The sequence below is a fragment of the Streptosporangium sp. NPDC002524 genome (genome assembly GCF_040295985.1).
Taxonomy (GTDB): domain Bacteria; phylum Actinomycetota; class Actinomycetes; order Streptosporangiales; family Streptosporangiaceae; genus Streptosporangium.
The window spans coordinates 1-26,813 of sequence record NZ_JBEOWK010000039.1 but is presented as its reverse complement, the minus strand read 5'-3'; the positions used below and the strand labels follow the sequence as shown (position 1 = coordinate 26,813).

At 72.8% G+C, this 26,813-nt stretch carries 23 protein-coding genes; 5 read left to right on the top strand and 18 right to left on the bottom strand.

Annotation, left to right across the window (positions count from 1 at the left end):
- Window positions 1-3: 3 nt before the first annotated feature.
- The 8 genes from ABT053_RS39955 to ABT053_RS39920 form a co-directional block, all read right to left on the bottom strand.
- On the bottom strand, window positions 4-672 hold the full coding sequence (locus ABT053_RS39955; RefSeq protein ID WP_350976663.1) for a response regulator: 669 nt from the start codon (window positions 670-672) through the stop codon (window positions 4-6).
- A complete protein-coding gene (locus ABT053_RS39950; RefSeq protein WP_350976661.1) occupies window positions 669-3,440 on the bottom strand; it encodes a DUF4118 domain-containing protein in 2,772 nt (923 codons plus the stop codon). Before ABT053_RS39950 ends, ABT053_RS39955 begins: the two co-directional genes overlap by 4 nt.
- A complete protein-coding gene (locus ABT053_RS39945) occupies window positions 3,437-4,273 on the bottom strand; it encodes a potassium-transporting ATPase subunit C (protein WP_350976658.1) in 837 nt (278 codons plus the stop codon). Before ABT053_RS39945 ends, ABT053_RS39950 begins: the two co-directional genes overlap by 4 nt.
- The gene (gene kdpB / locus ABT053_RS39940) at window positions 4,274-6,418 is read right to left on the bottom strand and encodes a potassium-transporting ATPase subunit KdpB (protein ID WP_350976655.1); all 2,145 of its coding nucleotides are present in this window, start codon (window positions 6,416-6,418) and stop codon (window positions 4,274-4,276) included.
- Window positions 6,418-8,079 carry a potassium-transporting ATPase subunit KdpA gene (kdpA, locus tag ABT053_RS39935; protein WP_350976652.1) on the bottom strand — a complete coding sequence of 554 codons (1,662 nt, stop codon included), beginning with the start codon at window positions 8,077-8,079 and terminating at the stop codon, window positions 6,418-6,420. Before kdpA ends, kdpB begins: the two co-directional genes overlap by 1 nt.
- A gap of 16 nt (window positions 8,080-8,095) precedes the next feature.
- Window positions 8,096-8,185, bottom strand: a complete 90-nt coding sequence (gene kdpF / locus ABT053_RS39930) for a K(+)-transporting ATPase subunit F (RefSeq protein WP_344745511.1) — start codon at window positions 8,183-8,185, stop codon at window positions 8,096-8,098.
- A 274-nt stretch (window positions 8,186-8,459) separates the two neighbouring features.
- The gene (locus ABT053_RS39925; protein ID WP_350976649.1) at window positions 8,460-8,783 is read right to left on the bottom strand and encodes an ArsR/SmtB family transcription factor; all 324 of its coding nucleotides are present in this window, start codon (window positions 8,781-8,783) and stop codon (window positions 8,460-8,462) included.
- Window positions 8,776-9,213 (bottom strand): SRPBCC domain-containing protein, encoded by a 438-nt coding sequence (locus ABT053_RS39920; RefSeq protein ID WP_350976646.1) that lies wholly within the window; start codon window positions 9,211-9,213, stop codon window positions 8,776-8,778. Before ABT053_RS39920 ends, ABT053_RS39925 begins: the two co-directional genes overlap by 8 nt.
- A 356-nt stretch (window positions 9,214-9,569) precedes the next feature.
- Here ABT053_RS39920 and ABT053_RS39915 point away from each other — a divergent pair, with 356 nt between their 5' ends.
- The 3 genes from ABT053_RS39915 to ABT053_RS39905 all read left to right on the top strand — a co-directional run bounded on the left by ABT053_RS39915 (window position 9,570) and on the right by ABT053_RS39905 (window position 15,057).
- A complete protein-coding gene (locus ABT053_RS39915; RefSeq protein WP_350976643.1) occupies window positions 9,570-12,638 on the top strand; it encodes an AfsR/SARP family transcriptional regulator in 3,069 nt (1,022 codons plus the stop codon).
- Window positions 12,639-12,819: 181 nt separating this feature from the next.
- Window positions 12,820-13,605: a hypothetical protein gene (locus ABT053_RS39910; protein ID WP_350976641.1), complete on the top strand. Its 786-nt coding sequence runs from the start codon at window positions 12,820-12,822 to the stop codon at window positions 13,603-13,605.
- Window positions 13,606-14,070: 465 nt separating this feature from the next.
- On the top strand, window positions 14,071-15,057 hold the full coding sequence (locus tag ABT053_RS39905; RefSeq protein ID WP_350976638.1) for a matrixin family metalloprotease: 987 nt from the start codon (window positions 14,071-14,073) through the stop codon (window positions 15,055-15,057).
- 76 nt (window positions 15,058-15,133) lie between these two features.
- Here the strand turns inward: ABT053_RS39905 and ABT053_RS39900 are convergent, their stop codons facing one another.
- The 3 genes from ABT053_RS39900 to ABT053_RS39890 all read right to left on the bottom strand — a co-directional run bounded on the left by ABT053_RS39900 (window position 15,134) and on the right by ABT053_RS39890 (window position 17,063).
- Window positions 15,134-15,499, bottom strand: coding sequence for a GntR family transcriptional regulator (locus ABT053_RS39900; protein ID WP_350976635.1), 366 nt, complete (start codon window positions 15,497-15,499; stop codon window positions 15,134-15,136).
- Window positions 15,499-16,509 (bottom strand): hypothetical protein, encoded by a 1,011-nt coding sequence (locus ABT053_RS39895; RefSeq protein ID WP_350976634.1) that lies wholly within the window; start codon window positions 16,507-16,509, stop codon window positions 15,499-15,501. Before ABT053_RS39895 ends, ABT053_RS39900 begins: the two co-directional genes overlap by 1 nt.
- Before the next feature lie 128 nt (window positions 16,510-16,637).
- Window positions 16,638-17,063 (bottom strand): nuclear transport factor 2 family protein, encoded by a 426-nt coding sequence (locus tag ABT053_RS39890; RefSeq protein WP_350976631.1) that lies wholly within the window; start codon window positions 17,061-17,063, stop codon window positions 16,638-16,640.
- A gap of 59 nt (window positions 17,064-17,122) precedes the next feature.
- Between ABT053_RS39890 and ABT053_RS39885 the strand changes: the two genes are divergently transcribed.
- Complete coding sequence (locus tag ABT053_RS39885; protein ID WP_350976630.1) at window positions 17,123-17,719, top strand: CGNR zinc finger domain-containing protein; 597 nt, start codon at window positions 17,123-17,125, stop codon at window positions 17,717-17,719.
- 154 nt (window positions 17,720-17,873) lie between these two features.
- Window positions 17,874-18,959, top strand: coding sequence for a Gfo/Idh/MocA family protein (locus tag ABT053_RS39880; RefSeq protein WP_350976627.1), 1,086 nt, complete (start codon window positions 17,874-17,876; stop codon window positions 18,957-18,959).
- Between the two features lie 108 nt (window positions 18,960-19,067).
- On the opposite strand, the gene ABT053_RS39875 is transcribed toward ABT053_RS39880, so the two are convergent.
- The 7 genes from ABT053_RS39875 to ABT053_RS39845 are packed head-to-tail and all read right to left on the bottom strand — an operon-like array spanning window position 19,068 to window position 26,150.
- A complete protein-coding gene (locus ABT053_RS39875) occupies window positions 19,068-20,444 on the bottom strand; it encodes an alkaline phosphatase family protein (protein ID WP_350976625.1) in 1,377 nt (458 codons plus the stop codon).
- Window positions 20,441-21,568, bottom strand: a complete 1,128-nt coding sequence (gene eboE / locus ABT053_RS39870) for a metabolite traffic protein EboE (protein ID WP_350976623.1) — start codon at window positions 21,566-21,568, stop codon at window positions 20,441-20,443. The genes ABT053_RS39875 and eboE overlap by 4 nt, the downstream gene beginning before the upstream one ends.
- Window positions 21,568-22,422: a TatD family hydrolase gene (locus tag ABT053_RS39865; RefSeq protein WP_350976620.1), complete on the bottom strand. Its 855-nt coding sequence runs from the start codon at window positions 22,420-22,422 to the stop codon at window positions 21,568-21,570. The genes eboE and ABT053_RS39865 overlap by 1 nt, the downstream gene beginning before the upstream one ends.
- Complete coding sequence (locus tag ABT053_RS39860) at window positions 22,422-23,183, bottom strand: EboA domain-containing protein (RefSeq protein ID WP_350976617.1); 762 nt, start codon at window positions 23,181-23,183, stop codon at window positions 22,422-22,424. Before ABT053_RS39860 ends, ABT053_RS39865 begins: the two co-directional genes overlap by 1 nt.
- Entirely contained in the window at window positions 23,180-24,112 is a 933-nt protein-coding gene (locus ABT053_RS39855) for a sugar phosphate isomerase/epimerase family protein (RefSeq protein ID WP_350976616.1), read from the bottom strand. The genes ABT053_RS39860 and ABT053_RS39855 overlap by 4 nt, the downstream gene beginning before the upstream one ends.
- Window positions 24,109-25,002: an SCO3242 family prenyltransferase gene (locus ABT053_RS39850; RefSeq protein WP_350976613.1), complete on the bottom strand. Its 894-nt coding sequence runs from the start codon at window positions 25,000-25,002 to the stop codon at window positions 24,109-24,111. The genes ABT053_RS39855 and ABT053_RS39850 overlap by 4 nt, the downstream gene beginning before the upstream one ends.
- A complete protein-coding gene (locus ABT053_RS39845; protein WP_350976612.1) occupies window positions 25,002-26,150 on the bottom strand; it encodes an inositol-3-phosphate synthase in 1,149 nt (382 codons plus the stop codon). The genes ABT053_RS39850 and ABT053_RS39845 overlap by 1 nt, the downstream gene beginning before the upstream one ends.
- Window positions 26,151-26,813 lie beyond the last annotated feature (663 nt).

Here is a 26,813-nt window from a genome sequence, read left to right as displayed (position 1 = left end):
CGGTCAGGGCTGGAAGCGGTACCCCATGCCGGGCTCGGTGAGCAGGTGGACCGGGCGGGCCGGGTCCCGTTCCAGTTTCTTGCGCATCTGGGCCATGTACTGCCGCAGGTAGTGCGTCTCCCTGAGGTACTTGGCCCCCCAGACCTCCGTCAGCAGCTGCCGCTGGGTGATGAGCTTGCCGGGGTTGCGGACCAGGATCTCCAGCAGGTGCCACTCGGTGGGTGTGAGCCGTACGCCGCCGGAGACGGTCTTGTCGACCAGGTCCACGACCCGGTCGCCGACGTGGATCTCGGCGAGTTCCGCGTCGTGCAGCGCGCTGCGCCGGGAGACGGCCCGGATGCGGGCGAGGAGCTCGTCGATGCCGAACGGCTTGGTGACGTAGTCGTCGGCCCCGGCGTCCAGCGCGTCGACCTTGTCGGATCCCCCCGTACGGCCGGAGAGCACGATGATCGGGACGGTGGTCCAGCCGCGCAGGCCGTGGATGACGTCGATCCCGTCGAGGTCGGGCAGGCCGAGGTCGAGCACGACCAGGTCGGGGTGCCAGTCGGCGGCCTGGCGCAGGGCCCCGCCGCCGTCGGGGGCCACGGCCACGTCGTAGTGGCGCGCGGCGAGGTTGATGCGCAGGGCGCGCAGGAGCTGGGGCTCGTCGTCGACGACGAGGACGCGGGTCATGGCCGTTCCCCCGCAGGGCGTTCACGGGAGGAAGATTCCCCCGCGGGACGCTCATGGGAGGAAGGTTCCCCCGCAAGGCGCTCGCGAGAGGAGGGTTCCCCCGCGGGGCGTTCCCGGGAGGAAGGTCCCCCCGCGAGGTGCTCACGAGAGGAAAGTTCCACCTCGGGACGCTCCCGGGAGGAAAGTTCCCCCGCAAGGCGCCCACGAGAGAAAGGTTCCCCCGCGGGGCGCGCACGCGCGCGGGAGGAAACGGGAAGTGTCAGGATCATGGTGAGACCACCCCCTGGTGTCTCGTCCGGTAGCAGGGTTCCGGCCATCGCCTCGGCGAGCCCCCGGGAGAGCGCGAGGCCCAGGCCGACGCCGGTGTGGTTGTCGCGGTCGCCGAGCCGCTGGAAGGGCATGAAGACCCGGTCGTAGGCGTCGCGCGGGATGCCCGTGCCCCGGTCGACGACGCGGATCTCCACGTGGTCCTCGTACTCCCCGGCCATGACGAGGACCTTCCGGTCCTCGGGGCTGTAGCGGACGGCGTTGGACATGAGGTTGACCAGGATCCGTTCCAGCAGCGCCTGGTCGGCGACGACCTCGGGCAGCTCGACGGAGAGGTCCACCTCGATCCGCGACGACAGGGGGCCGAGGTCGTCGACGGCGCGCGGCACGATCTCCTCCAGCGCGGTCGGCTCCAGCCTCAGCCCGAGCACCCCGGCCTGCAGGCGGCTCATGTCGAGCAGGTTGGCGACGAGGCGGTCCAGCTTGGCGAGGGACTCGTCGGCGGTGGCGAGCAGCTCCTCCCTGTCCTGCGGCGACCAGTCGATGCCGGTGTTGCGCAGGCTCTCCACGGCCGCCTTGGCCGAGGCGAGCGGGGTGCGCAGGTCGTGGCTGACGGCGGCGAGCAGCGCGGTGCGCATCCTGTCGGCCTCGGCCAGCGGCCTGGCCTGCTCCGCCTCCGCCGCGAGCCGGTCCTGGCGCAGCGCCACCGCCGCCTCGGCGGCGAACGCCTCCAGCACCCGCCGGTCGGACGCCTCCAGCAGCCTGCCCCGGATGGCCAGGACGAGCCGCTCGTCGATGACCACGTCGGTGTCCGCGCCCCCCGGGCAGGTGCAGGGCGTCTCACCGGCGGTGGCCACGATCCGCCACGCCTCGGGGTCGGACTGGTCGTCGGGCCCCTGCTCGCCGGTGCGTTCCAGCAGGGTGACCGAGGCGAGCCCGAAGGTCTCCCGCAGCCGGGCGAGCAGCGAGGCGAGCGCGTGCTCGCCGCGGAGCACGTGCCCGGCCAGGGTGGAGAGGACCTCGGCGTCGGCGCGGGCGCGGGCCGCCTCCCGCGTACGGCGGGCGGCGACGTCCACCACCGCGCTCACCATGACGGCCACCAGCACGTAGACGCTCAGCGCGAACAGGTTCTCCGGATCGGCGATGGTGAAGCGGTCGACCGGCGCCGTGAAGAAGTAGTTGAGCAGCAGGAAGCCGAGGACGGCGGCGGTGACGGCCGGCCACATGCCTCCGGCCAGGGCGACCACCACCACCATGAGCAGGAAGAGCAGTATGTCGCTCGGCAGGTTCACGTTGTCGCGGAAGGGGAGCAGCGCCAGGGCGAGGAGCGGCAGCCCGAGGATCGCGAGGACCCAGCCCGCCACCCGTCTGGTGCGGGTCAGCGCGGCCCGCGACGGGGCGCGGTCGCGCCCCCGCCGCACCCCGTCGTGGGTGATCATGTGGACGTCGATGGACCCGGACCGCGCGGTCGTGGTCACCCCGACCCCCCGGGAGAGGATCTGGGCGAACCGGCCGCGCCGGGAGGCCCCCAGCACCAGCTGGGTGGCGTTGACGCCGCGCGCGAAGTCGAGCAGGGCGCCCGGCACGTCGTCGCCGACGACCTGGTGGTAGGTGCCGCCCATGTCCTCCACCAGCGTGCGCTGGCGGGCCGTGCTCGCCGGGTCGGCCCCGGCGAGGCCGTCGGCGCGCGTGACGTGCACGGCCAGCAGGTCGGCCCCCTTGCTCCGGCCCGCGATCCTGGCGGCCCGCCGTACCAGCGTGTCGCCTTCCGGGCCGCCGGTGAGCGCGACCACGACGCGCTCGCGCGCCTCCCAGGTGCCCGCGATGCCGTGCTCGGCGCGGTAGCGGTCGAGCTGGTCGTCGACCTTGCCCGCCACCCACAGCAGCGCCAGCTCGCGCAGCGCGGTCAGGTTGCCGACCCTGAAGTAGTTCGACAGGGCCGCGTCGACCTTCTCCGGCGCGTACACGTTGCCGTGGGCCATCCGCCGCCGCAGCGCCTCGGGGGCCATGTCCACCAGCTCCACCTGGTCGGCGCGGCGCACCACCTCGTCGGGCACCGTCTCGCGCTGGACCACCCCGGTGATCTCCTCGACCACGTCGTTGAGCGACTCCAGGTGCTGGATGTTGACGGTGGAGACGACGTCGATGCCCGCGTCGAGGATCTCCTCGATGTCCTGCCAGCGCTTGGCGTTGCGCGAGCCCGGCACGTTGGTGTGGGCGAGCTCGTCGACCAGGGCGACCGCGGGCCTCCTGGCGACGACGGCGTCCACGTCGAGCTCGGTGAACGCGCTCCCCCGGTGGATCATGCTCGCGCGCGGGACGACCTCCAGGCCGTCGAGGAGTTCCGCGGTGCGAGGGCGGCCGTGGGTCTCGACGAAGGCCACGACGACGTCGGTGCCCCTCGCGAGGCGGCGCCGGCCCTCGCAGAGCATCGTGTACGTCTTGCCGACACCCGGCGCGGCTCCGAGATAGATGCGCAGCCGCCCTCGCCCCCTGCTCATCGGTCGAGGGCCAGGTTGAGTTCGAGGACGTTCACCGCCGGTTCTCCCATGAAACCGAGGGAGCGGCCGGTGGTGTTCGCCGCGATCAGCCGCCGCACCGTCTCCACGGGCATGCCGCGCTCCCTGGCGACGCGCGCCGCCTGGAGGTCGGCGTACGCGACGGAGATGTCCGGGTCGAGGCCGGAGCCGCTCGCGGTGACCGCGTCGGCGGGCACCACGGCCCTCGCCGTGCCCCGGACCGGGACGGTGCGCCCGGCCGCGTAGTCCTCGCCGGGCGTGCCGCACTCGACCCTCACGCCGAGGTACTCGGCGACGAACGGGGTCGCGGGGCAGGCCTGGTTGACGCTGACGGCCCTGGTGGGGGTGCCGACGGCCGGGAAGACCTTCAGCACGGCGCCCACCCCGTCCGGCGTGCAGTACGGCCGGGCGCCGCTCACCCCCTCCAGCTCCCCGACGGCCCTGGAGCGGGCGCAGACCTGGGTGAGCAGGCTCTGTCTCCCGTCGGGCCCCGGGATGTCCACGACGTCCTCGGGCCCGAGGTTGCTCGCGGCGGTGGAGAGCATGTCGTAGCCGTCACCGGCCGCCGACGGCCGGCTCTGGAAGTACCTGCCGACCGGCCTGCCGTCGGCGTCGGTGAAGCTCTGGCCGACGATCGCGCTGCCCACGTTCCTCCCGTCCTTCCGGACGAGGGAGCCGTTGGCCCCGCCGTTGAACACGGCCTGGGCGACGCCGGTGATCACCAGCGGGTAGAGGGCCCCGGTGACCAGGGTGAGGACGAGCAGCGCGCGGAGCGCGGCGAGGTGCTGGCGGATCCAGCTGGGCAGGCGTTCCATTTAAGACATCCCCGGAAGGAACTGGATGAGAAGGTCTATCAGCTTGATGCCGACGAAGGGCACGACGATGCCGCCCAGGCCGTAGACGTAGAGGTTGCGGCTGAGCAGCTTCGACGCGCTGGAGGGGCGGTAGCGCACGCCGCGCAGGGCGAGCGGGATCAGCGCGACGATGACGAGCGCGTTGAAGACGACCGCGGACAGGATCGCCGACTGCGGGCTGGACAGGCGCATCACGTTCAGCGCGTCCAGGCCCGGGTAGACCGCCGCGAACATCGCGGGAATGATCGCGAAGTACTTGGCGACGTCGTTCGCGATCGAGAAGGTCGTCAGCGCGCCGCGGGTGATGAGCAGCTGCTTGCCGATCTCGACGATCTCGATGAGCTTGGTCGGGTTGGAGTCGAGGTCGACCATGTTGCCGGCCTCCTTCGCGGCCGAGGTGCCGGTGTTCATCGCCACCCCGACGTCGGCCTGCGCGAGCGCGGGCGCGTCGTTGGTGCCGTCACCGGTCATCGCGACCAGCCTGCCGCCCTCCTGCTCCGACCTGATCAGGGCGAGCTTGTCCTCGGGCGTGGCCTCGGCGAGGAAGTCGTCCACGCCCGCCTCGTCGGCGATGGCCTTCGCCGTCAGCGGGTTGTCGCCCGTGATCATGACGGTGCGGATGCCCATCCTGCGCATCTCGTCGAAGCGCTCGCGCATGCCCTGCTTGACGACGTCCTTGAGGTGGACGACGCCCAGGACGCGCGCCTTCCCCTCGACGACCTCGCCGACGACCAGCGGGGTGCCGCCGGAGCCGGAGACGGCGTCGACGATGCTCCCCACCTCGTCGGTGGGGTGGCCGCCGTGCTCGCGTACCCACTTCATCACGGCGGTGGCGGCGCCCTTGCGGACCTGGCGGCCGTCGAGGTCGACGCCGCTCATCCGGGTCTGCGCGGTGAACCCGACCCACCCGGCGTGCGCGAGCTCCCCGGGCTCGCGCTCCCTCAGGCCGTACGCCTGCTTGGCGTAGACCACGATGGAACGGCCCTCGGGGGTCTCGTCGGCGAGGCTGGCCAGCTGCGCGGCCGTCGCCAGCTCGTCGGCGGAGACGCCGGGGGCGGTGAGGAACTCCGACGCCTGCCGGTTGCCCAGCGTGATGGTGCCGGTCTTGTCCAGCAGCAGGGTGTTGACGTCCCCGGCGGCCTCGACCGCGCGGCCGCTCATCGCGAGGACGTTGCGCTGGACGAGTCGGTCCATGCCCGCGATGCCGATCGCCGACAGCAGTGCCCCGATGGTGGTCGGGATGAGGCAGACCAGCAGCGCGACGAGCACGATGCCGGTGACGCCGTCCCCGGTCAGGGCGAGCGAGTCCGGTACGCCGGGGTTCTGGGCCTTGGCGTAGATCGCCAGCGGCTGCATGGTCGCGGTGGCGACCAGGAAGATGATCGTCAGTGCGGCGAGCAGGATGTTGAGGGCGATCTCGTTGGGCGTCTTCTGCCGGTCGGCGCCCTCGACCAGGGCGATCATCCGGTCGATGAAGCTCTCGCCGGGCCGCTGGGTGATCTGGACGACGATCCGGTCGCTCAGCACCTTCGTGCCGCCGGTCACCGCCGACCTGTCGCCGCCCGACTCGCGGATGACCGGCGCGGACTCGCCGGTGATGGCCGACTCGTCCACCGAGGCGATGCCGTCGACCACGTCGCCGTCACCGGGGATGATCTCCCCGGCCTCCACGACGACGAAGTCGCCGCGCAGCAGTTCGGGGGCTCCGACGACGTCCCACTCGGCGGAGTCGCGCCCGCGCAGCCGCCGCGCCGTGGTGTCGCGCTTGGCGGCGCGCAGCGTGGCCGCCTGGGCCTTGCCGCGCCCCTCGGCGACGGCCTCGGCCAGGTTGGCGAAGATCACCGTCAGCCAGAGCCACACCACGGTGGCCCAGGCGAAGAACGACGGGGTGAGCACGGCGAGCACCGTGGTGAACACCGCGCCGATCTCGACGATCAGCATCACCGGGTTGCGCCAGAGCGTGGCCGGGTTCAGCTTCCTGACCGCCTCGGGCAGCGAGGTGACCAGCTGCCTGGGGTCGAGGAGGCCGCCGCCCACCTTTCCGTCCTTCTTATCGTCCTTGGGGGCGGGGGGCCGGCCCGGCGCTTCGAGCGTCTGGGTGGGCATCACTGGATTCCTTCCGCGAGCGGGCCGAGCGCCAGGGCGGGCAGGAAGGTCAGCGCGACGAGGATCACCGTCACGCCGACGACCATGCCGACGAACTGCGGGCGGTGCGTGGGCAGCGTGCCCGCGGAGACGGGCACCGGCGCCTGCCTGGCCAGGGACCCGGCCAGGGCGAGAACGAAGATGATCGGCAGGAAGCGGCCGAAGGCCATGCACAGGCCGAGGGCCACGTCGTACCACGGCGTGTTGACGGTGATGCCGCCGAACGCGGAGCCGTTGTTGTTGGACGCGCTGGTGAAGGCGTACAGCACCTCGGAGAAGCCGTGCGGGCCGCCGTTGAGCATGCTCGCCCGCTGCTCGGCCGAGCCCATCGCCAGCGCCGTGCCCGTGAGCACGAGCAGCGGCGTGACCAGGAAGTACATCGCGGCGAACTTGATCTCGCGGGAGCCGATCCGCTTGCCCAGGTACTCGGGGGTGCGGCCGACCATGAGCCCGGCCACGAAGACCGTGATCACGGCGAGGACGAGCATGCCGTACAGGCCCGCGCCCGCGCCGCCGGGGGCGACCTCGCCGAGCATCATGTTGAACATCGTGAGCATGCCGCCGAGCGCGGTGAACGAGTCGTGGAAGGAGTTGACCGCGCCGGTGGAGGTGAGCGTGGTGGCGGCGGCGAAGGTGCCGGAGTTGGGCACGCCGAAGCGCACGTCCTTGCCCTCCATCGCCGCGCCGACCGCCTGCGGGACCGTGCCGCCGTGGGCGATCTCCAGCCCGGTCAGCAGCGCGACGCTCGCGAGCGCCAGGGTTCCCATGATCGCGACGATCGCGTAGCCCTGCCGGGTGTCGCCGACCATGCGGCCGAACGTGCGGGGCAGCGCGAACGGGATCAGGAAGATCGCGAAGATCTCGACCCAGTTGGTCCAGGAGGTGGCGTTCTCGAACGGGTGGGCCGAGTTCGTGTTGTAGAACCCGCCGCCGTTGTTGCCCAGCTCCTTGATGATCTCCTGGCTCGCCACCGGGCCGCCGGTGATCGCCTGGGTGCCGCCGGTCAGGGTGGTCACCTCGTGCGGGGAGGCGAAGTTCTGGATCAGGCCGCCCGCCAGCAGCACGACCGCGCCGACGACGGCGAGCGGCAGCAGGATGCGGACGGTGCCGCGGACCAGGTCCACCCAGAAGTTGCCGAGCTCGTCGGTCCTCTTACGGGCGAAGCCGCGGACCAGCGCGATCGCCACCGCCATGCCCACCGCGGCGGACACGAAGTTCTGCACCGCCAGGCCGGACATCTGCACCAGGTGGCCCATGGTCGACTCGCCCGAGTACGCCTGCCAGTTGGTGTTGGTGACGAAGCTGACGGCGGTGTTCCAGGCGACGTGGTCGGGCACCGGGGCGAACCCCAGCGACAGGAACAGCCTGTCCTGCAGCCGCTGCAGCCCGTAGAGGAACAAAATGGAGATCGCCGAGAACGCCAGCAGGGCGCGGGCGTAGACGCCCCACCTCTGCTCGGCGTCCGGCCGCACACCGACGAGCCGGTAGATCACCCGCTCGGCGGCGAGGTGTCTCGTACCGCTGTAGACGCGGTACATGTAGTCGCCCAGCGGCCGGTGGACCAGCGCGAGGGCGACGACGAGGGATCCGATGAACAGGATCCCGGCCATGGTCGAGGACATCAGGAGCGCTCCCTCATCAGAAACGCTCCGGGAAGAGCAGGGCCGCGACCATGAAGATCACCAAACCGGCGACCACGACGAGACCGACGGCGTTGACGGCACTCACAACCGTTCCACCGTCCTGACGACCAGCCCGAGGATCGCGAAAATCGCGATCGTCAGGGCGACGAAGATGACGTCTGCCATCCCCACTCCTCGAATCCGGGGTTCACTCGTCACCACCCGACGGGCGGTGCATATGTAAGGAAACCGCCGTTTTCCGCCCTTCTTGCGGGTCTTGACGGGTCCCATACGCCCCGGCCCCGAGGCTTGACGCCTCCCCTACGCCCCGGCCCGGGAAGGGCCGGCCGAGGAAGGGCCGGCCCAGGGGAAGACGGTTCTCACTTCAATCCGTCCCGCAGGGCGGCCAGCGGGCCGTCCCAGTCGCGGGCGAGCACCGCGAGGAACCGCTGCGCCACCTTCATGGGCGCGGAGTCCAGCCGGTAGCGGACCCGGCGCCGCTCCCCCGGCTCGGCCACCACCAGCCCCGCCTCGGCCAGCAGGGCGAGGTGCTTGGCGATGGCCTGCCGGGTGATCGGCAGCTGGGCGGCCAGATCCGTCGCGGTGGCCGGACCCCCGGCCGCGAGCGCGGCGAGGATCCCCCGCCGGCTCGGATCGGCGAGGGCGGTGAAGACCTCCTGCGCCACCGCCTCCAGGTCAGGCATGTCCGTCGAGGTACGCGACCAGCTCGCCCAGCTCGTTCGTCCAGCCCGTGGTGTTGCCCGAGTGGGCCGCCCTGTGGACTTCGGCGTCCGGCACCTGCGCGAACCCGCTCTCGACCATGGTCAGCGTGGTGCCCGCGCCGGTCGGCTCCAGCGTGAACTCCACGTACGTGCGCCTCGGGTCGCCGTCGGGAAGGCCGGCGACCGGCCAGGTGTAGCCGAAGACGCGCGGCGGCTCCAGGCGCTCGATGGTGAGGACGGCGGTGTCGCCGCTGTCCCAGCTGAGCTTGGCCTCGCCGCCGACGCGCAGGTCGACCTCGGCGCGGTTCCCGAACCAGGTGCCCAGGCCCTCGGCGGTGGTCAGCGCCGCCCAGACCCGCTCCGGCGGGTGGGCCAGCTGGACCGTGCGCTCGATCCTGTCGGGGAATGTCATGTCTATCTCCTTGAGTAGCAACTACTTGGTTGCTACTCAACATATGGCAACCAATTGGTTGCGTCAACCCGCGGGCCCGCCGGACCCCGCGCGGTGCCCCGCCGCCCGATCCCGTGCGGGCGACGTCCCGGGTTTCCGCGAAAGATCTTCTCGCCGTCTGCCCCGCTCCTAAGGTGGTACGACATTCACCGATATACGGGGGTGAGTCCTGGAACAGAGCCATGTGCCGGTCCTGAAGGTGCGCACGAGGGAGCACCGGACGGGCCCGGGGAGCGCGTGGCCCGTGACGGGACGGCCGCCACAGCGGCTTCGAAACACCAGGTCAGACGGGGGAACGGGTGACCAGAGGCGGAGAAGTGCGATTCGGGGTCCTGGGACCGCTGGAGGTGACACGCGACGGCCTGGTGGTCCCGGTCTCGGCGGTCAAGCAGCGGGTCGTGCTGGCGACGCTGCTGCTGCACGCCAACCGGCCGGTCTCGTTCGACCTGCTGATCGAGCGGATCTGGGACGGCGGCGCGGAGCGGGAGGGAGCGCGCGCGGCGGTGCAGGCCCATGTCGGCCGGCTGCGCGGCACCCTCCAGGCCGGTCTCGGCGGCCCCTCCCCGATCCGGACCCGCGATCACGGCTACAGCATCGAGGCGACCCCGGACACCCTTGACGTCGCCCGGTTCCAGGACCTCGTGAGCCGCGCGGCGGAGGCGGGCGACGCCGAGGAGGAGGGCGCCCTGCTCGGGCGGGCTCTCACGCTGGGCCGGGGGCCCATCCTGGCCAACGTGCCGTCGGCCTCCCTGCACCAGGCCGAGGTGGCGTGGCTGACCGAGGAGCACCTGCGGGCGCAGGCGCGCTGGTTCGACGTGGGTCTCCGGCTCGGCCGCCACGACGAGCTGATCGCCGGACTCCGGACGGTCACCGCCACCCACCCGCTGCGCGAGCCGTTCTGGGCCCAGCTGATGCTCGCCCTGCACCGGTCCGGGCGGCAGGCCGAGGCGCTGCGGGCGTACGAGAGCGTCGTCACGCTGCTCCGCGACGAGCTGGGCGTCGATCCCGGCGGCGAGCTGCGCCGCCTGCACCGGGCCATCCTCTCCGACGACCCGGAGCTGGCCCTCTCCCCCGCCGGGACCAGGACGGCGATCACCCCCTCCGCGCGCGAGACGGCGCGGGCGGACGGCAGCGGCGACGGTGGCGGCAGCGGCGACGGTGGCGACGGTCCCCCGGTCCCCTCGGAGCTTCCGGCGAACGCGGCGACGTTCGTCGGCCGCCGGAGCGAGCTGCGCCTTCTGCACGACGTGCTCACGGGAGACGGGCCGAGGAGGGTCGCCGTCGTCGGCGCGGGCGGGACGGGCAAGTCGGCGCTGGCCGTGCACGCCGCGCACGGGGTCGCCGAGCGGTTCCCCGACGGCCGGCTCTACGTCAACCTGCACGGCGCCACCCCGAACGCGGAGCCGCTGGAACCGCAGGAGGTGCTCCGGCGGTTCCTGCGCTCCCTCGGCGCGGCCGACTCCACCATCCCCACCGAGGCGGAGGAGGCCGCCGGGCGTTTCCGGTCCTTCACCAGCGGCAGGCGGGTGCTCGTCGTCCTGGACAACGCCCGTGACGCGGCGCAGGTACGGCTGCTGCTGCCGGGCGGCGACGGCTGCGGAGTGCTGGTCACCAGCCGCAGGGGGCTCGGCTCGCTGGACGGGGTGACGCACCAGCGGCTGGGCATGCTGCCGGACGAGGAGGCGCTGTCGCTGTTCGCCCGCCTGGTCGGCTCCGCCCGGGTCGCCGAGGAGCCGGGAGCCGCCGCCGAGGTCGTACGGCAGTGCGGGAACCTCCCGCTCGCCGTGCGCATCGCCGCCGCCCGGCTCACCAACCGGCCCACCTGGCGGATCTCCACCCTCGCGGGCCGGCTCGCCGCCGAGCACCGCCGCCTGTCGGAGCTCAGGGTGGACGACCACGCCGTCCGGGCGAGTTTCTTGGTCAGCTACCGGGACCTGACGGCGAACCACGACGACGCCGACGCCGCCCGCGTCTTCCGCCTGCTCGGCGTGCTCGACCTCCCCGACGTCTCCGTCCCGGTGGCCGCGGCCCTCGCCGCCGTCCCGGACGAGCGGGCCGAGGCCCTCCTCGACCGGCTCGTGGACATGCAACTGGTGGAGACCCCCGCCCCCGGCCGGTACACCATGCACGACCTGCTGCGCCTGTTCGCCCGCGAGAGGGCCGCGGAGCAGGAGAGCCGGGAGTACCTGGCGCGGGCCGTCGAACGCGTGTGGCACCACTACGTCGCCACCGCGCGCACCGCCACCGCCCTCGTCCGCCCGAAGGCGAGATGGCGTACGGAGGTGGGCCTCCGGCTGCCGTCCCCCCGGGACGCGGACGCCCGGGTGCCGTCCGCCCCTGCCGCGGAACAGACCACTGACGCGAAACCGACCACCGACGCGGAGTTGACCGCCGACGCGGGGTTGACCACTGACGCGGAGTTGACCACTGACGCGGAGTTGACCGCCGACGCGGGGTTGACCACTGACACGGGGTTGACCACCGACGCGGAGTTGACCACCAAGGAGCACGTCTACCTGTGGACCGACGCGGAGACGTGCAACGTGCTCGCCGTCGCCGCCCAGGCGACCAGGGCGTCCGACCACGAGGTGGCCGCCGCGCTGGCCGCCGCCTTCGCCTTCCCGCTGTACGACCGGGGCCGGTGGGGGGACCAGCTCGAACTCTTCACGACGGCGGTCCGCTCCGCCGAGAGCTCCGGCGAGCCGGACCATCTCGCCCTCGCCTACAGCGACCGGGGCTGGGCCCTGTCGCGGCTGGGCCACCTGCACGAGGCGATCGACGACCTGCGGCGGTCGCTGGAGGTCTACCGCCGGATGGGCAACCACCACCGCGCGGCCACCCAGCTCGAAGGCCTCGGCGGCGTCTACCGGCGGCTGGGCGACTTCGACAACGCGATCGGCCACTATCTCCAGGCGCTCGACGGGTTCCGCGAGCACGGCGACCATTACCTGCAGGGCGGGGCCCTGTCCAACCTCGGGGTCACCTACCAGCACGCCGGCCGCTACCGGGAGGCGATCGACGCCCACACCCGCTCGATCGCCTTCCTCCACGACAGCGGGGACAGGCTGGCGGCGGCGGCCGCCCTGGGCAACCTCGCCGAGGGTCACCGGCTGGCGGGCGAGGCGAAGCAGTCGGCCGTCCTCTTCGAGGAGACCCTCGCCCTCGACCACCAGGAAGGGCTCGCGGGCACCTACTGGGAGGCCGAGCATCTGTGGGGGCTCGGACGAGCCCTGCACGACCTGGGCGAGGACGACGAGGCCAGGCGGTGCTGGCGCCGCTCCGCCGAGATCCTCCTCACCCTCCGCCTCATCGACGCCGAGGAGAGGGACGCCATAGCGGCCGCCGGCCACCCGCCGACCCCCGAGATCATCGAGCGCCACCTCTGACCGCCGCCCGCGGGCGGCTTCGTGGGTGATACGTCGGCGGCCTGTCGGTGACCTGTGGACGCGCGGCCCTACGGTCTTCCCCACGCACGTCTCCGCGTGTCGAACGACGCGTGCGCGGTCTCTCCGGCATGCCTCCGCGAGGACGAGGCGACATCCCATCGGTCAGAAGGAGCAGTAACGCATGTCTTTCAACCTCTCCAGGGTCGTCCTGGTCACGTCGGTGGCGGCACTCGCCGTGCTGCCGGCGGCTCAAGCCGCTCAGGCGGTGGCCGGGCCGCCGGAGAAGGCGGCCGGTGCCGTCGGGGCCCCCACGTTGCCCGGCTCCAGCCTCGACGTCGACGAGAAGCTGGAGGCCGACGACTACCTGCGCTCTCCGAACCAGCGGTTCAGGCTCTACATGCAGAAGGACGGCAACCTCGTCGTCCGTGACGGGGAGCAGGCGCTGTGGGAGTCGAGGACGGCGGGCGCGGGGGCTTTCGCCTACCTGCAGAAGGACGGCAACTTCGTCGTCCGCTCCGCCTCGGGCAAGGCGCTGTGGACCAGTAAGACCAGTGGCACGGGCGTCAGGCTGACCCTGCGGGACGACGGCGACGTGGTCATCCGGTCGAGTTCCGGCAAGGCGCTGTGGTCCTGGAAGAGCACGTCCTGGAGGCTTGCCACCGACGAGTCGCTCAAGGCGGGTGACCACCTCCGGTCGCTGAACCGCAAGTATCTCCTTCACATGCAGGCCGACGGCAACCTGGTCCTCCTCAACGAGGCGAAGCGGGTGCTGTGGCACACCGGGACGGGCGGCAACCCCTCGGCGTTCGCGTACATGCAGAAGGACGGCAACCTCGTCGTCCGCTCCACCTCGGGCAAGGCCTTGTGGAGCAGCGGCGAGAGCGCCCCCGGCGGCACGCTCTATCTCCAGGACGACGGCAACCTCGTCGTCCGCACCGTCGACGGCGAGGCGGCCTGGACCAGGTAGGAACTGGACCAGGTAGGAACCCGCCAGGCGAATCGGGGTGAGGGCGCCGCCGACGGGGACGACGGCACCCTCGCCGAGAGAGGGCTTCCCGCGCGGCCCGGACGAACGGCCGCCCCGGTGGAGCTCTCCGCAGGAGCACGTCCCGGCCTGCGGGCGGGCGGAACGGCGACCGCGGCCTTTCCGCCCCCCTTCCGCACAGGATTCACGACCATCGATGCCCGCACGCCCTCTTCCGCACAGGGTTCGCGACATCGATGCCCGCACGCCCCCTTCCACGCAAGGTTCACGACATCGATGCCCGCACGTCCCCTTCCGCACAGGGTTCACGACATCGATGCCCGCACGTCACGGCAGTTCCGGTCATCCCTTCCGCAATCACATCGCCAATACCCGAACCGGGCGACGAACCTTCGATCGGCCCAGGGCGATCGACTCGCGCGCCGGTTCTCAGAAAGAGGAACTCGGATGCCTTCCCTTCGGCTTCGTACCATGCTCGCCTCGGCCGCCGCGCTGGCGGCCGTCGCGACTGCCACCACCGGCGCGTACGCCGACCCCGGCCACGACAGGACCGTCACCGGACCCGGCTCCCCCTCCCCCGGGGCGCCCGGCAAGATGGAAGCCGAGAAACCACCGGCGAAGGCCGGCAGCCCGGAGACGAACCTGGCCGCCTACCCGAAGCTGACCGACGAGCAGATCGCCGGGCAGGTCGCCCGGGAACGCGCGGAGCGGGCCAAGGCGCCGGCGAACACGACTCCCGTCATGGACGTGACCGCCACGGAGACGCTTCCCGACGGGACCGTGCGGGTGGACACCTACACGCCCGCGCAGGGCGTGGCCCCCGAGCGGCTCGCCGCCTCGCTGCGCAGGGAGGGGAAGAAGAACGTCAAGGTGACCTCGCACGCCCCCGAGTCCCGGACGGAGCCCGGCGTCGGGGCCGCGGCGGCGAGCGACTGCGCCTACGGCCAGGCGCGGACGGTCACCTGCCCGGTCTCGTACTGGCGGAACCTGGGCCGGTCGAACCCGGTGGTGATGTTCAGCGACTACTCGAGCGCGGCGTGGCCGACGGACGCCGCCGTGTACAAGTGGAACGTCGTCCCCAACATCGACAGCTGGTACCGCTACGGGGGCCACTGCGACGTGCTCAACGACGCCTTCTGCGTCAACGTCTACTCGGCCGACTACGGCGACACCGGCTGGTGGGGACGCGCCACCCACTACTACGTCCCGCCGAACCACGGAGCCATCATCGGGGCGGAGGTACATCTCAACGACGCCCCCAACCTGACGGCCGCGCAGCGCGGCAGCACCGTCATCCACGAGCTGGGACACGTGCTGGGCCTGGGCCACAACATGTGGAGCGGCGACGTCATGTACGCGTACGCGCCCTCCAGGCAGGACATCGGCGGGGAGAACTCGGCGCTGCTCCAGTCGATCTACTCCGTCTACCGTTAGGGCGCGCCTCACCCGGCCGTGGCGACGGCCACCGGTCCGGCGACGGCCGTCGAGGGAGGCGTCGCTCGCCCGCCGATCAGTCCCGCACGGCGAGCAACGCCTCCCTCGCCGCGGCGAGCGCCTCCTCGTCGGAGGCTCCGGCGTGCAGGGCGGCCCTGGCGAACTCCTCGGCCGCCGCCGCGAGCCGGAGCCGGAACTGGTCGGCCGTACCGGTGATGACGGCCGCCCGGCCGCGGCGTAGCTCCACCAGCCCCTCGTCGCGCAACTGCTGGTAGCCCCGCAGAACGGTGTGCAGGTTGATGCCGAGGGTGGCGGCCACGTTGCGCGCGGAGGGGAGCCGGTCTCCGGGGGCGGCCATGCCGCTGGCCAGCGCGGCGCGGACGGAGCCCGCCACCTGGTCGGCGAGCGACTGTGCCGAGGAGGGGTCAACCGTGATCAGCACTACGCCGTCCCCGCTCGTCGTTCCCTGCCCAGCCATCCGTTGACCAGCGCGGCCGCCGTCTCCGCCTCGCGGGTGGAGTAGACGAAGCGCCGGTCGTCACTGAGCGACAGGAGGAGCACCGGCCCCTTCCCGCCGACGACGCCCCAGCCCAGCCGCCCGTCGTCCAGCCTGTATCTCCCCGCCGGAGCCTCGCTCCCGGCCTCGGCGAACCGCACCATCCGGTAGGGCACCGTCCGGCGCAGGCTGGGCAGCCAGGGGGTGCTCACCGTGACCCCCGCGTCGTCGATCTGCAGGCGGGTGCGCGCCTGTGCCGCCTCGAAGACCGCCCACAACGCCAGCATCGCCGTCCCCTGCCACGCGCCGGAACCGTCGAGCGCGGTCCACACGGCGAGCGCGGCCAGCACCACGGCGACCAGCGACCTGCGCGCCGACCAGGTGGAGGTCACGAACATGGCACGCTGCGCCGGACCGAGTGCCATGGCCGGCGCGTGCGGCGGCGGCGCGGCGGTGACCACGGGCGCCGGCGGCAGCGGGCCGGCCGCCACCCAGCCCAGGGCGGCCGCCCCCGCGGTGGCGATGATCTCCACCGCCAGGTGCCAGGCGGGCCGGGTCACGGCACCCGGGGTGCCGGCCAGCTCCAGCAGCCACAGCACTCCGGACACCGGGACGGTCACGCCGACGATGGAACTGCCGACCACCAGAAGCCGCTGGGCCTGAGGTATGTGCCAGTGGTACAGGAACGAGACGACGAACAGCGCCTCGAGCCACACCACCACTCCCCACAGGGGCTGCGAGACCCAGTCCCGCCAGGTGGCCGTGCGCTGGGTGTCGATCACCCAGCTCTGGATGTTGACGCGATCGGGCAGGCGCTCGCCGTACAGCGTGACCGTGACCATGAGCACGACCAGCAGGAGCAGCGGGCCGGCGACCGTCAGGAGCAGCCGGCGCGGCCTGCCCGGCGCGGCGTGGTCGGGATAACGGGGTAACGCGGGCGACAGGGGGATGACCATGACGCAACCTCCAACTGTTTGCTCTTGACTATAACAGTGCAAACAGCTCTCGAGAGGTGACAGGATGCTTCCCCGGCCGGTTCGCGGACTCCGCGTCGTTCCGATGGTTCACCCGGCGAGGACGCGGCTCACCCGGCGGGCGCCGGGCTGATCTGGAACAGGGCGGCCTTCCACTCGCCGTCCCGGCGGGTCAGCGCGGTGGTGGCGAAGACCCTCATGGTCCGCTTGTCCGCGCCGTCGACGAGCACGTCGATCTCCACGGTGGCGGTGTGGGTCGCGCTGCCGTCACCCAGCACGACCACCCGGTGGTCGCTCAGGTCCGTGCGCGTGTACGGGTTCCGGTTCTCGGCGAACCCCCGCAGGATCGCCTTCCTGTCGTCCACGATCCCCCACTGCGACACGCTCAGCGGCGCCTCGGTGAGGAAGCGGTCGTAGAACTCCGCGTCGCCGTTCCTGTTGGCCTCCCAGGCCCGCTCGGACAGCTCGACCAGCTCACGCTCGATCGACTCACGCTCGATCGACTCACGCTCGGCCTGCTCACGCTCAGGGCTCATCGCCGTACCCTCTCCATCGCTGACACCGGTTTAACCAGTGTCAGTGTTACACTTGATCCATGACCCTGGCAAACGGCATGGAGCTCACCGCGCCCGGCAAGAGGAGCTTCAGGTTCGACGCCGGCACGCTGTGCCTGGAGCTTCTCGTCACCGGGGGCGAGGGAGAGCTCGCGCAGTGGGAGCGGCTCCACACGCCCGGCGACCTCGCCGCCTGGATCCCGCACTCCAGGGCGGGCCTGGGCGACCTCGTCCAGGTCTCCGCCGGCGACCTCGCCGCCACGCTTCGCCTGCGCGCCGCCCTGCAGCGGCTCGCCTCGGCCGCCGCCTCGGGCTCGCGCGCCTTCCCGGCGGCCGACCTCGCCACGCTGAACGAGGCCGCCGCCGCGCCGCCGCCCGTCCCGGTCATCGGCCCCGCCCTGGAGCGTTCCTGGGCCTCCCCCGTCACCGGGGCGCAGTTCCTCTCCGCCGTGGCCCGCGACGCCGTCGAGGTGTTCGGCGGACCGGCCCTCGACCGGATCAGGACGTGCGGGGGCGAGCGCTGCTCCCTGCTCTTCCTCGACACCTCACGCCCCGGGGCGCGCCGCTGGTGCTCGATGGACCGCTGCGGCAACCGCCACAAGCTCCGCACCCGCCGCGACCGCCACCCGGCGGGCTGACGGCACTTCGGGGGTACGGCTCAGGGGGTACGGCTCCGGGGGCGCGCAGGCCGGTCCGGGTAGTCTCCTGTCCGATACCCGCGTCGTGACACGCGGGCCCTGACGGGCCCGTCCCGGCAGGCCACGGCGCGGACCCCCTTTTCAAGGATGTGCGATGACCTCACAGTCAGCGGGACGTTTCGGGCTGGTCGGCAGCGGGTGGCGTTCGGAGTTCTTCGTCCGCCTGGCCAGGCAGCTGCCCGGGCGGTTGTCGGTGTCCGGCGTGGTGACCAGGTCGCGGGAGCGCGGCGCCGAGATCGAGGCCGCCTGGGGCGTCCCGGCGTTCCTTTCCGTCGAGGAGATGCTCGCGGCCGGGCGGCCCGAGTTCGTCATCCCGTCGGTGCCGTGGCCGGTCACCCCCGAGGTGACGAAGGAGCTGGCCGGGTTCGGCGTGCCGGTGCTGGCGGAGACGCCCCCGGCGGCCGACCTGGACGGGCTGCGCGACCTGTGGGCGGCCGTCGGGTCCAGTGGCCTGGTGCAGGTCGCCGAGCAGTACTCGTACATGCCGGGGCACGCGGCGAGGCTGGCGCTCGTGCGCGAGGGGGTCATCGGGCAGGTGACCTCCGCGCAGGTCTCCTCGACGCACCTGTACCACGCCGTGTCCCTGATCCGGCACCTGCTCGGGGCCGGTTTCGGGGAGACCACGGTGACGGCACGCTCGTTCGCCGCCCCGCTGGCCGACCCGCTGTCGCGGGACGGCTGGACGGGCGACTCCACGCCGAAGGAGGCGGCCACCACGATCGCCACCCTGGGGTTCGCCGAGGGGATGGGGCTCTACGACTTCACCGACAACCAGTGGTGGAACCCGCTGCGCGCCCGGCGCGTCGTCGTCCGGGGCTCGCTGGGAGAGATCGTGGACGACAGCGTGGTACGCCTGGCCGACCCGAGGACCCCGGTGGAGTCGCGGCTCATCCGGCGCCAGACCGGGATCGACCTGAACCTGGAGGGCCGCGAACTCGACCACATCAGCTTCGACGGGCGCGTGGTCTACCGCAACGAGTACCGGGGCGCGCACTTCTCCGAGGACGACCTGGCCGTCGTCTCGCTCCTGTGCCGGATGACGTCCTGGTGCCGGGGTGAGGCCCCGGAGCCCTACTCCCTGGCCGACGGCTGCCAGGACCACCTGATCGGCCTGGCGATCGGGGAGGCGCTGCGTACCGGCGCCGACGTGACCACCGGCCGCGAGGCCTGGGCGCGGTGACACCCGCCGGAGCGGGCCGTCTCCGGAACGGCATGCCGGAGGAAGGTGGAGAGCGCCGCCCGCCCGGGGGGTGATGGGCACAGACGGGCGGCGCCGTTGGGGAGCCGCTCAGCGCAGGGACAGCTGGAGCAGCAGGTCCTTCACCTCGGTGGCGGCGATCCGGTCGCTGGCCACGGACGGGTCGGAGCAGAGCAGCACCGGCCCGTCGAGGGGGTTGTCGGGCAGCCGGCCGTGCGAGCCCCGGATGGCGCGGGCGCCCGCGTCGAGGCCGACGACGTTCATCGTGTAGCGCATGCCGGTCTTCTTGCGCAGCAGCGCCACGGCGGCCCTGCGCTTGGCGGCGCCGGGGGCGGCGGGGTCAAAGAACAGCTCGGCGGGGTCGTAGCCGGGCTTGCGGTGGATCTCGACCAGGTTGGCGAAGTCGGGACGCCGGGCGTCGTCGAGCCAGTAGTAGTAGGTGAACCACGCGTCGGGCTCGGAGACGAGGACCAGCTCCCCGGCGCGGGAGTGCGCCAGGCCGTTCCGCGCCTTGCCCTCCTCGTCGAGCACCTCGGCGACCCCGGGCAGGCCCGCGCAGAGCTTGGCGACGGCCGGGATGTCGGCGGGGTCGGCGACGTAGACGTGGGCCACCTGGTGGTCGGCGACGGCGAACGCGCGGGAGGTCCAGGGGTCGAGATACTCCATGCCGTCCTGGGTGTAGACCTCCAGCAGCCCCTCGGTCCGCAGCAGCCGGTTGATGTCGACCGGGCGGGAGACGTCGGTGATCCCGTACTCCGACAGGGCCACGACGGTGGTCCCGCGCGCGACGGCGGCGTCCAGCAGGGGGGCGAGCACGGTGTCGAGCTCGGAGGCGGCGGCGGCCGAGCGCGGGTCGGACGGGCCGAACCGCTGCAGGTCGTAGTCGAGGTGCGGCACGTACGCCAGGGTGAGGTCCGGGTCGTGGTCCTTCATGATCTGCTCGGTGGCGCGGCAGATCCAGGTGGACGAGGCGATTCCCGCCCCCGGGCCCCAGTAGGTGAACAGCGGGAACTCGCCCAGCTTGCCGGTGAGCTCGTCGTGCAGCTCCGGCGGGTAGGTGTAGCAGTCGGGGTCCTTGCGCCCGTCGGCCCGGTAGATGGGCCGGGGGGTGACCGTCCAGTCGACGTCGGCGCCCATCGCGTACCACCAGCACACGTTGGCCACGGTGAAGCCGGGCCGCTCGCGGCGAGCGGCGTGCCACAGCTTGTCCCCGCCGACCAGCGCGTTGTGCTGGCGCCACAGGAAGACCTCGCCGAGCTCGCGGAAGTACCAGCCGTTGCCGACGACGCCGTGCTCGGTGGGCGCGACGCCGGTGAGGAAGGTCGACTGGGCCGAGCAGGTGACGGCGGGCAGCACGGTGCCGAGTTCGGCCTGGAAGCCTCCGTCGGCGACGGCGCGCAGCCTCGGCATGTGGGCCAGCAGCCTCGGGGTGAGCCCCACTACGTCGAGGACCAGCAACGATGTCATGCTTTCACTCCAAGGTCGCGCATCTCGGCGCGGGCGAAGTCCAGCTCGTCGGCGATGCCCGCCGCGAGCCGGTCAGGGGTCTGCGGGCGCAGCGCGGGTGGCAGCACGCCCCAGGTGTAGGTCTCCACGTCGAAGTGGTCGCAGAGCGGCTCGGGACCGCCGACCAGCTCCGCGAGGGCCTCGCGGAGCACCGGCACGGTGGTGGCGAGCGGCGCCTGCGGTGCGACGTGCAGCGGTACGTGGTAGTGGACCCGCCACGGTCCGGGCAGCTTCCGCTCGAACGCCTCGTCGAGGTCGTCGGCGTCGTCTCCGGCCGCGTTGCGGGTCTGGTGCAGGAAGCGCGGCTCGACGTACTCGCGCAGGGTCTCCGGGTCGTCGCTCTCCAGGGCCGCGGAGACCTGGACCTTGACGACGGGCAGGCCCGCCTCGGCGTAGCGGCGCAGCGCGTCGGCGGGCCGCTCCCAGGCGCACGCGAGGTGGGCGAGGTCCAGGCAGATCCCGAGCCGGTCGGTGTCGACGCCGGACAGGGCGCGTACCGCCTGGCCGGTGGTCTCCACCACGCAGCCGGGCTCGGGCTCGAACGCCACCCGGACGACGCGGCCGGTGGCGGACTCGACGGCGGCGAGCCCGGTGGCGAGCTCGTCGAGCCTGCTCATGGCGAGACCGGACATCTCCTCGTCCCAGGGGTCGCGCCAGGCGAGCGGGAGCGTGGAGATCGACCCCCTGGCGGCGTCGTCAGGCAGCAGGACGGCCAGGACGTTCGCCAGGTCGAGGGTGTAGGCGAGCCGCTCGGGAGTGGTCCAGTCGGGGTGGTAGACCGCGTGCTTGACCACCGGGTCCTGGAACGAGCGGTAGGGGAAGCCGTTGAGCGTCACGACCTCCAGCTCCCGCGCGTCCAGCTCGCGGCGGAACCCGGCCAGCAGCGCGGGGTCGGCGGCGAGCGCGGCGGCGACGGGCGCGGCCAGCCAGAGCCCGAGCCCGAGCGTCTCGGCGCCGAGGCGGGCGCGGATCGGCACCGCGTACGTGTCGAGCTGCCCGACGATGCCGTCGAGGTCCTCGGCCGGGTGCACGTTGGTGCAGTAGCTGAGGTGCAGCGCCCGCCCGCCGGGGTGAAGCAGCCGCATCAAGACCCTCCGCGCTTGATGGAACTGCCCTCGAAGGTGGCCTCCCGCGCCCCGGCGACCTCGGACAGGTCCAGGCGTCCCGACTGGCCGTAGAACTCCACGGGGTTGCGCCAGAGCACCCGGTCGACGTCGTCCTCGCTGAACCCGGCCTCCAGCATCGCCCTGCCGGTCTCCAGGGTGAGCAGCGGGTCGGACACGCCCCAGTCGGCGGCGGAGTTGACCAGCACCCGCTCCAGGCCGTGCTCGCGCAGGATCTCCACCATGCGGGGCGGCGACATCTTGGTCTCGGGGTAGATGGAGAAGCCCATCCAGCAGCCCGAGTCGTGCACGATCCCGGCGGTGACCTCGTTGAGGTGGTCGACGGCGACCAGGCCGGGCGCGATGCCCGACGAGGCGACGACGTCGAGGGTGCGCTGGGTGCCCTTGGCCTTGTCGCGGTGCGGGGTGTGCACGAGCGCGGGCAGCTCGTGGTCGACGGCCATCGCGAGCTGCCGTTCGAAGGCGTCGTCCTCGGCGGGGGTCATCGAGTCGTAGCCGATCTCGCCGACCGCGACGACGCGGTCCTTCTCCAGGTAGCGCGGGAGCAGGTCGAGCACGGGCCGGCAGCGCGGGTCCCCGGCCTCCTTGGGGTTCAGCGCGATGGTGGCGTGGTGCAGGATGCCGAACTGCCCCGCGCGGTACGGCTCCCAGCCGATCAGCGAGTCGAAGTAGTCGGTGAACGAGCCGGGGTTGGTGCGCGGCTGGCCCAGCCAGAAGGCGGGCTCCACGATGGCGAGCACCCCGGCGGCGGCCATCCTGGCGTAGTCGTCGGTGGTGCGCGACGTCATGTGGATGTGCGGGTCGAAGATCCGCATCAGGCCTCCTTCTCGCTGGTCGGACGGTTCTCGCCGGTCGGACGGTCGGGCTTCTCGCCGGGCTTCTCGCCAGACAGGTCGCCGGGCTTCTCACCGGCCGGAGCGCCGGAATTCTCACCGGCCGGAGCGCCGGAATTCTCACCGGCCGGAGCGCCGGGTTTCTCGCCGGTCAGGCGGCCGAGCAGGGCGGTCGCGTCGTCGGGGGTGTGGCGCCCGGCCGCGGTGCGCTCCTCGGCGAACGCGGCCAGCATCCCGGCCAGTTCCGCGTCGGCCCGCTCGTCCAGCCGGTCCACGGCGGCGAGCGGCACGCCCATGAACACGCACTTGAGCACCGCCTGCCGCCACATGGTCTGGTCGAGGTGGCGGGCGTACGGGCCGAGGGCGGCGGCCACCAGGCGGGTGTCGTTGGTGCGGATCGCGTCGTGCAGCAGCGGTACCGCCTCCGCGCCGACGGGCAGCAGCGGCAGGGCCTTGAGCACGGCGCGCTTCTCGTCGGCGTCGCCGTACCGGTAGAGGTCGGCGACCTGCCCGGCCACCGCGTCCGGCGGGAGCGCGGCGAGCAGGACGGCCCGCGCGGCCTCGTCGGCGGTCCAGCCGGGGACGTCCGGCAGCGGCGCCCGTCCGGCGCGCCGCCCGGCGGCGGCGAAGTGCCGCGTGACGCTCTCGGGCTTGGCGGCGACGCCCTCCCGGGCGCCGGCGAGCCACTCCTGGTCGAGCGCGTCCAGCAAGGCGTCCGTCTGAGTGCTCGGTTCCGATGTCATGCGTTCGTCCCTTCTGCGGCGGCGGCGCGCAGGAAGTCCAGGGATCGGGCGGCCACCTGCGGCGCGGCGTGCGAGTGGCGGGGCAGTTCGACCGCGACGAGGCCCCGGTAGCCGCACTCGGCCAGGGCGCGCAGCACGGGAGGGAAGTCGATCTCCCCCTCGCCGAACTCCAGGTGCTCGTGCACGCCTCGGCGCATGTCGTCGATCTGCACGTTGACCAGGTGGCCGGCGACGGCCGTGACGCAGTCGGGGACCGGGTCGGGTTCGAGGCAGCGGCAGTGGCCGATGTCCAGCGTGATGCCGAACGCCGCCGGTTCGCCGAGTTCCGCGTGCAGCTTGCGCCATTCGGCGATCGTCTCGACGAGCATGCCGGGCTCGGGCTCGAACCCCAGCGGCACGCCCGCCGCGGCGGCCGTCTCGGCGAGCCGGGCGCAGCCGTCGACGAGCCGGGCCCAGGCCGTGGCCTCGTCGACCGTCTCCGGGCGCACCCCCGCCCAGAACGACACCGCCTCGGCCCCCAGGTCGGCGCCGACGGCGACCGCCCGGTTCAGGAAGTCCAGGCGCTTCTCGCGCTCGTCGTGCAGCAGCGTGGGGGCGTGCTTGTGCCACGGGTCCAGCAGGTAGCGGGCCCCGGTCTCGACGACCACGCCGAGCCCGAGGTCGCGCAGCAGGTCGGCCGTGGCCGCGACCCTGCCCGCCAGCCCCTCCTCGTACGGGTCCAGGTGGTCGTGGTCGAGCGTGAGCGCGACCCCCTGGTAGCCGAGGTCGGCGATGACCCGGAGCGCGTCGGGGAGCCGGTGGTTGGCGAACCCGTTGGTGCCGTAGCCGAACCTCGGCCCGGCGCCCGTGCCGGTGCCGGTGCCGCCGGGACTCGGGACGGTGCCGGGGCCGGTGCTTCCGGCGCTCGGGCCTGTGCCGCCGGGGCTCACGTGGGGGACACCTTCCTGGCGAGGGCCCGGCCGAGCGGGACGGCGGCGGCGACCGCGATGCCCTCGCGGGTGGCGCCGCTGCGGGCGACGAGCGCGCCCTGCAGGGCGGGCAGCGCGACGATGCCGGTGCCGACGGCGGCCCGCAGCCGGGAGGCCGACGGCTCGGCGACCGCCTGGGCCTGGGAGAGGCCGAACCTGGCGGCGTACCAGCCGGTGAGCCCCGCCTGCACGGCCCGCACCACCCGCGCCGCGCGCGCGGTCTGCGGCTCCGGCGAGGCGTCGCCGCGTCCCAGGGCGGTGGCCACCGCGAGCGCGACGGTGCCCGCCAGGGTCGCCACCGGCAGGCTCCGGTCGGAGCCGGACACCTCGGCGCGCGACAGCGCGGTGAGCAGGTACGTGTGGGCGGCGACGGTGAACGCCGAGGGCAGCGCCTCCGCGACGCTCCGCCCGGGGGTGGCGCCCAGCAGCACGTCCAGGCCCCGGCAGAGCGCCATCGCCAGCGGCCCCGCCGCCGTGTTCTTCGCCACCAGGTCGTACGACCAGACGGCGGCGGCGAGCGGGACGGCGACCGCGAGGGCCCGCCGGCCGCCGGAGAGCCCGGCCGCGGCCAGACCGGCGGCGGTGAGCCCGGCGGCGATCCCGAGCGCGGCGCCGGGCGACACCCGGCCGGACGGGATCGGCCGCTCGGGGCGTTCCACCGCGTCCAGGTGGCGGTCGGCCCAGTCGTTGGCGGCCATCCCCGCCCAGTACAGGCAGACCGAGGAGCAGGCCAGGCCGAGGGTCCTGCCGCCGAGCACCTGCCCGGCGGCGGCCCCGGCGACGACGTCGCCGGGCACGGACAGGGCGGCGGGGGCGCGCACGAGCTCCGCGTGGTCGCGCAGCGACGGCATCAGACCTGTTCCTCTCCGCCGAGGGTGCCCGCGAACGCGCGGAGCGTCCGCCACTGGTCGGCCAGCGCGTGCGGCACCACCCCGAGCGGGTCCTTGAAGAAGAAGGCCAGCTCGCCCAGCGGCCCGGTGCGGCCGGAGCGGTGCGCCGCCGCGGTGAGCCTGGCCAGGTCCAGGATCAGGGGCGCGGCGAGGGCGGAGTCGCAGCCGTGCCAGGTGAACTCCATGCGCATGGGCGTGCCCAGGAACCCCTCGAAGGTGACGAGGTCCCAGGCGGTCTTGAAGTCGCCGATGTCCTCCACGTACTCGATGCGGGTCTCGCCCTGCGGGGTGTAGCCGAGCGTCTCGCCCAGCACCCGCTGCTTGCTCGCGGCCTTGGCGGCGTTGGCGGCGGGGTCGGCGAGGTTGGCGCCGTCTCCCCCGCCGAGGAGGTTCATCCCCGACCAGGTGCGGACCCGCAGGTTGCGCTGGGCGAACATCGGGGCGAGCACCGACTTGACGAGCGTCTCGCCGGTCTTGCCGTCGTGGCCCCCGTACGGCAGCCCCGCCAGGCCGGCGAGCCGGTCCAGGGCGGGCAGCCGGGCGCCCGTCGAGGGGGTGAAGTCCACGTAGGGGCAGCCCGCGCGGAAGGCGGCGTACGCCGTCAGGGCGCTGGGCGGCAGCAGGTCCTGGGAGACCGCCAGCTCCGCCTCCAGCAGGTCCAGGTCAGCGTAGGCCGGATGGGGCTCGGGTGCCGGCTCGGTGGTCGAGACGTTGATGACGACGACCCGTTCCAGGCCGTGCCGCAGCCGGAACTCGGTGATGTCGGCGCTGATCAGCTCCGCGGTCGCGGCCTGGTTCTCGGCGAGCGGCACCTGCCTCAGGTTCTCCTCGACCCGGGCGAGCTCGTCGCGCAGCGGCTCGATCAGCCTGGCCGGGACGATCCCGGCCCCGGCGAGCGCGGCCGCCTTCTTCTCCAGCGGGGTCGGCACGATGTCGTGCCCGCCGAACACCAGGTCTCCCAGACCCGGCAGCCCGGCACTACTGAACTCGGGGAGTTCCGTCACGCAGCCCGTCGGCTGGGCGAGACCGGCGCGCACCGCTAGCGCTCCGATCACACTCGTGACGGCGACGGATCCTCGTGCTCCTACCAGCCACACTCCCGTACGCATCTGGCCTCCTGTGGTGAGTCGACTCCTGGGGGATGACGGTCTTCATCCGCCCGGCCGGGGCCGGACGGCGCCGATGACATCACCATTTCGGCCGTCCGGTCGGAGGGGATGTCACAGGCGGGCATTACGTGGTCGTTAAAACGGAGGAGACGACCCCGCGGCGGGTCGAGCCGGGAGGTCCGACCCGCTTGTGCAAGGAATCGTACGTTGTGCGGATATTACGGATATATGTCTCAGGGCTATATTTTTCCGTCAGAGCAGCTCAACGTAAGAAAATTCTGTCAGCGGGCTCAGTCAGGCACCCCGGCCCGGGGAGTCCGGGCCGGGAGGTACGCCCCGACGGGGTCTCGGTTCGGTTCCGGATCGGGGTCTCCCGGCGGGTCCCGACCTGGGGTTCCAGGCCGGGACCCCGCCCGGGAGTTCGGTCCGGGGAGGTCGGTCCGGGGGCTTCGGTCCGGAGGTTCGGCCCCGGGACCTCGGTCCGGGGTTCGGCCCTCGGTGCTTCAGCCCTCGGCCCTCGGTCCTCACCCTCGGTCCTCACCCTCGGTCCTCAGCCCTCGGTCCTCAGTCCGAGGAGAAGGCGGCGTCGAAGGCGGCGGTGGGCGGGGTGATGGCGTTGAGCTTGCGGATGACGGCCAGCGCGTCGGGGGCGCCGTCCAGGCG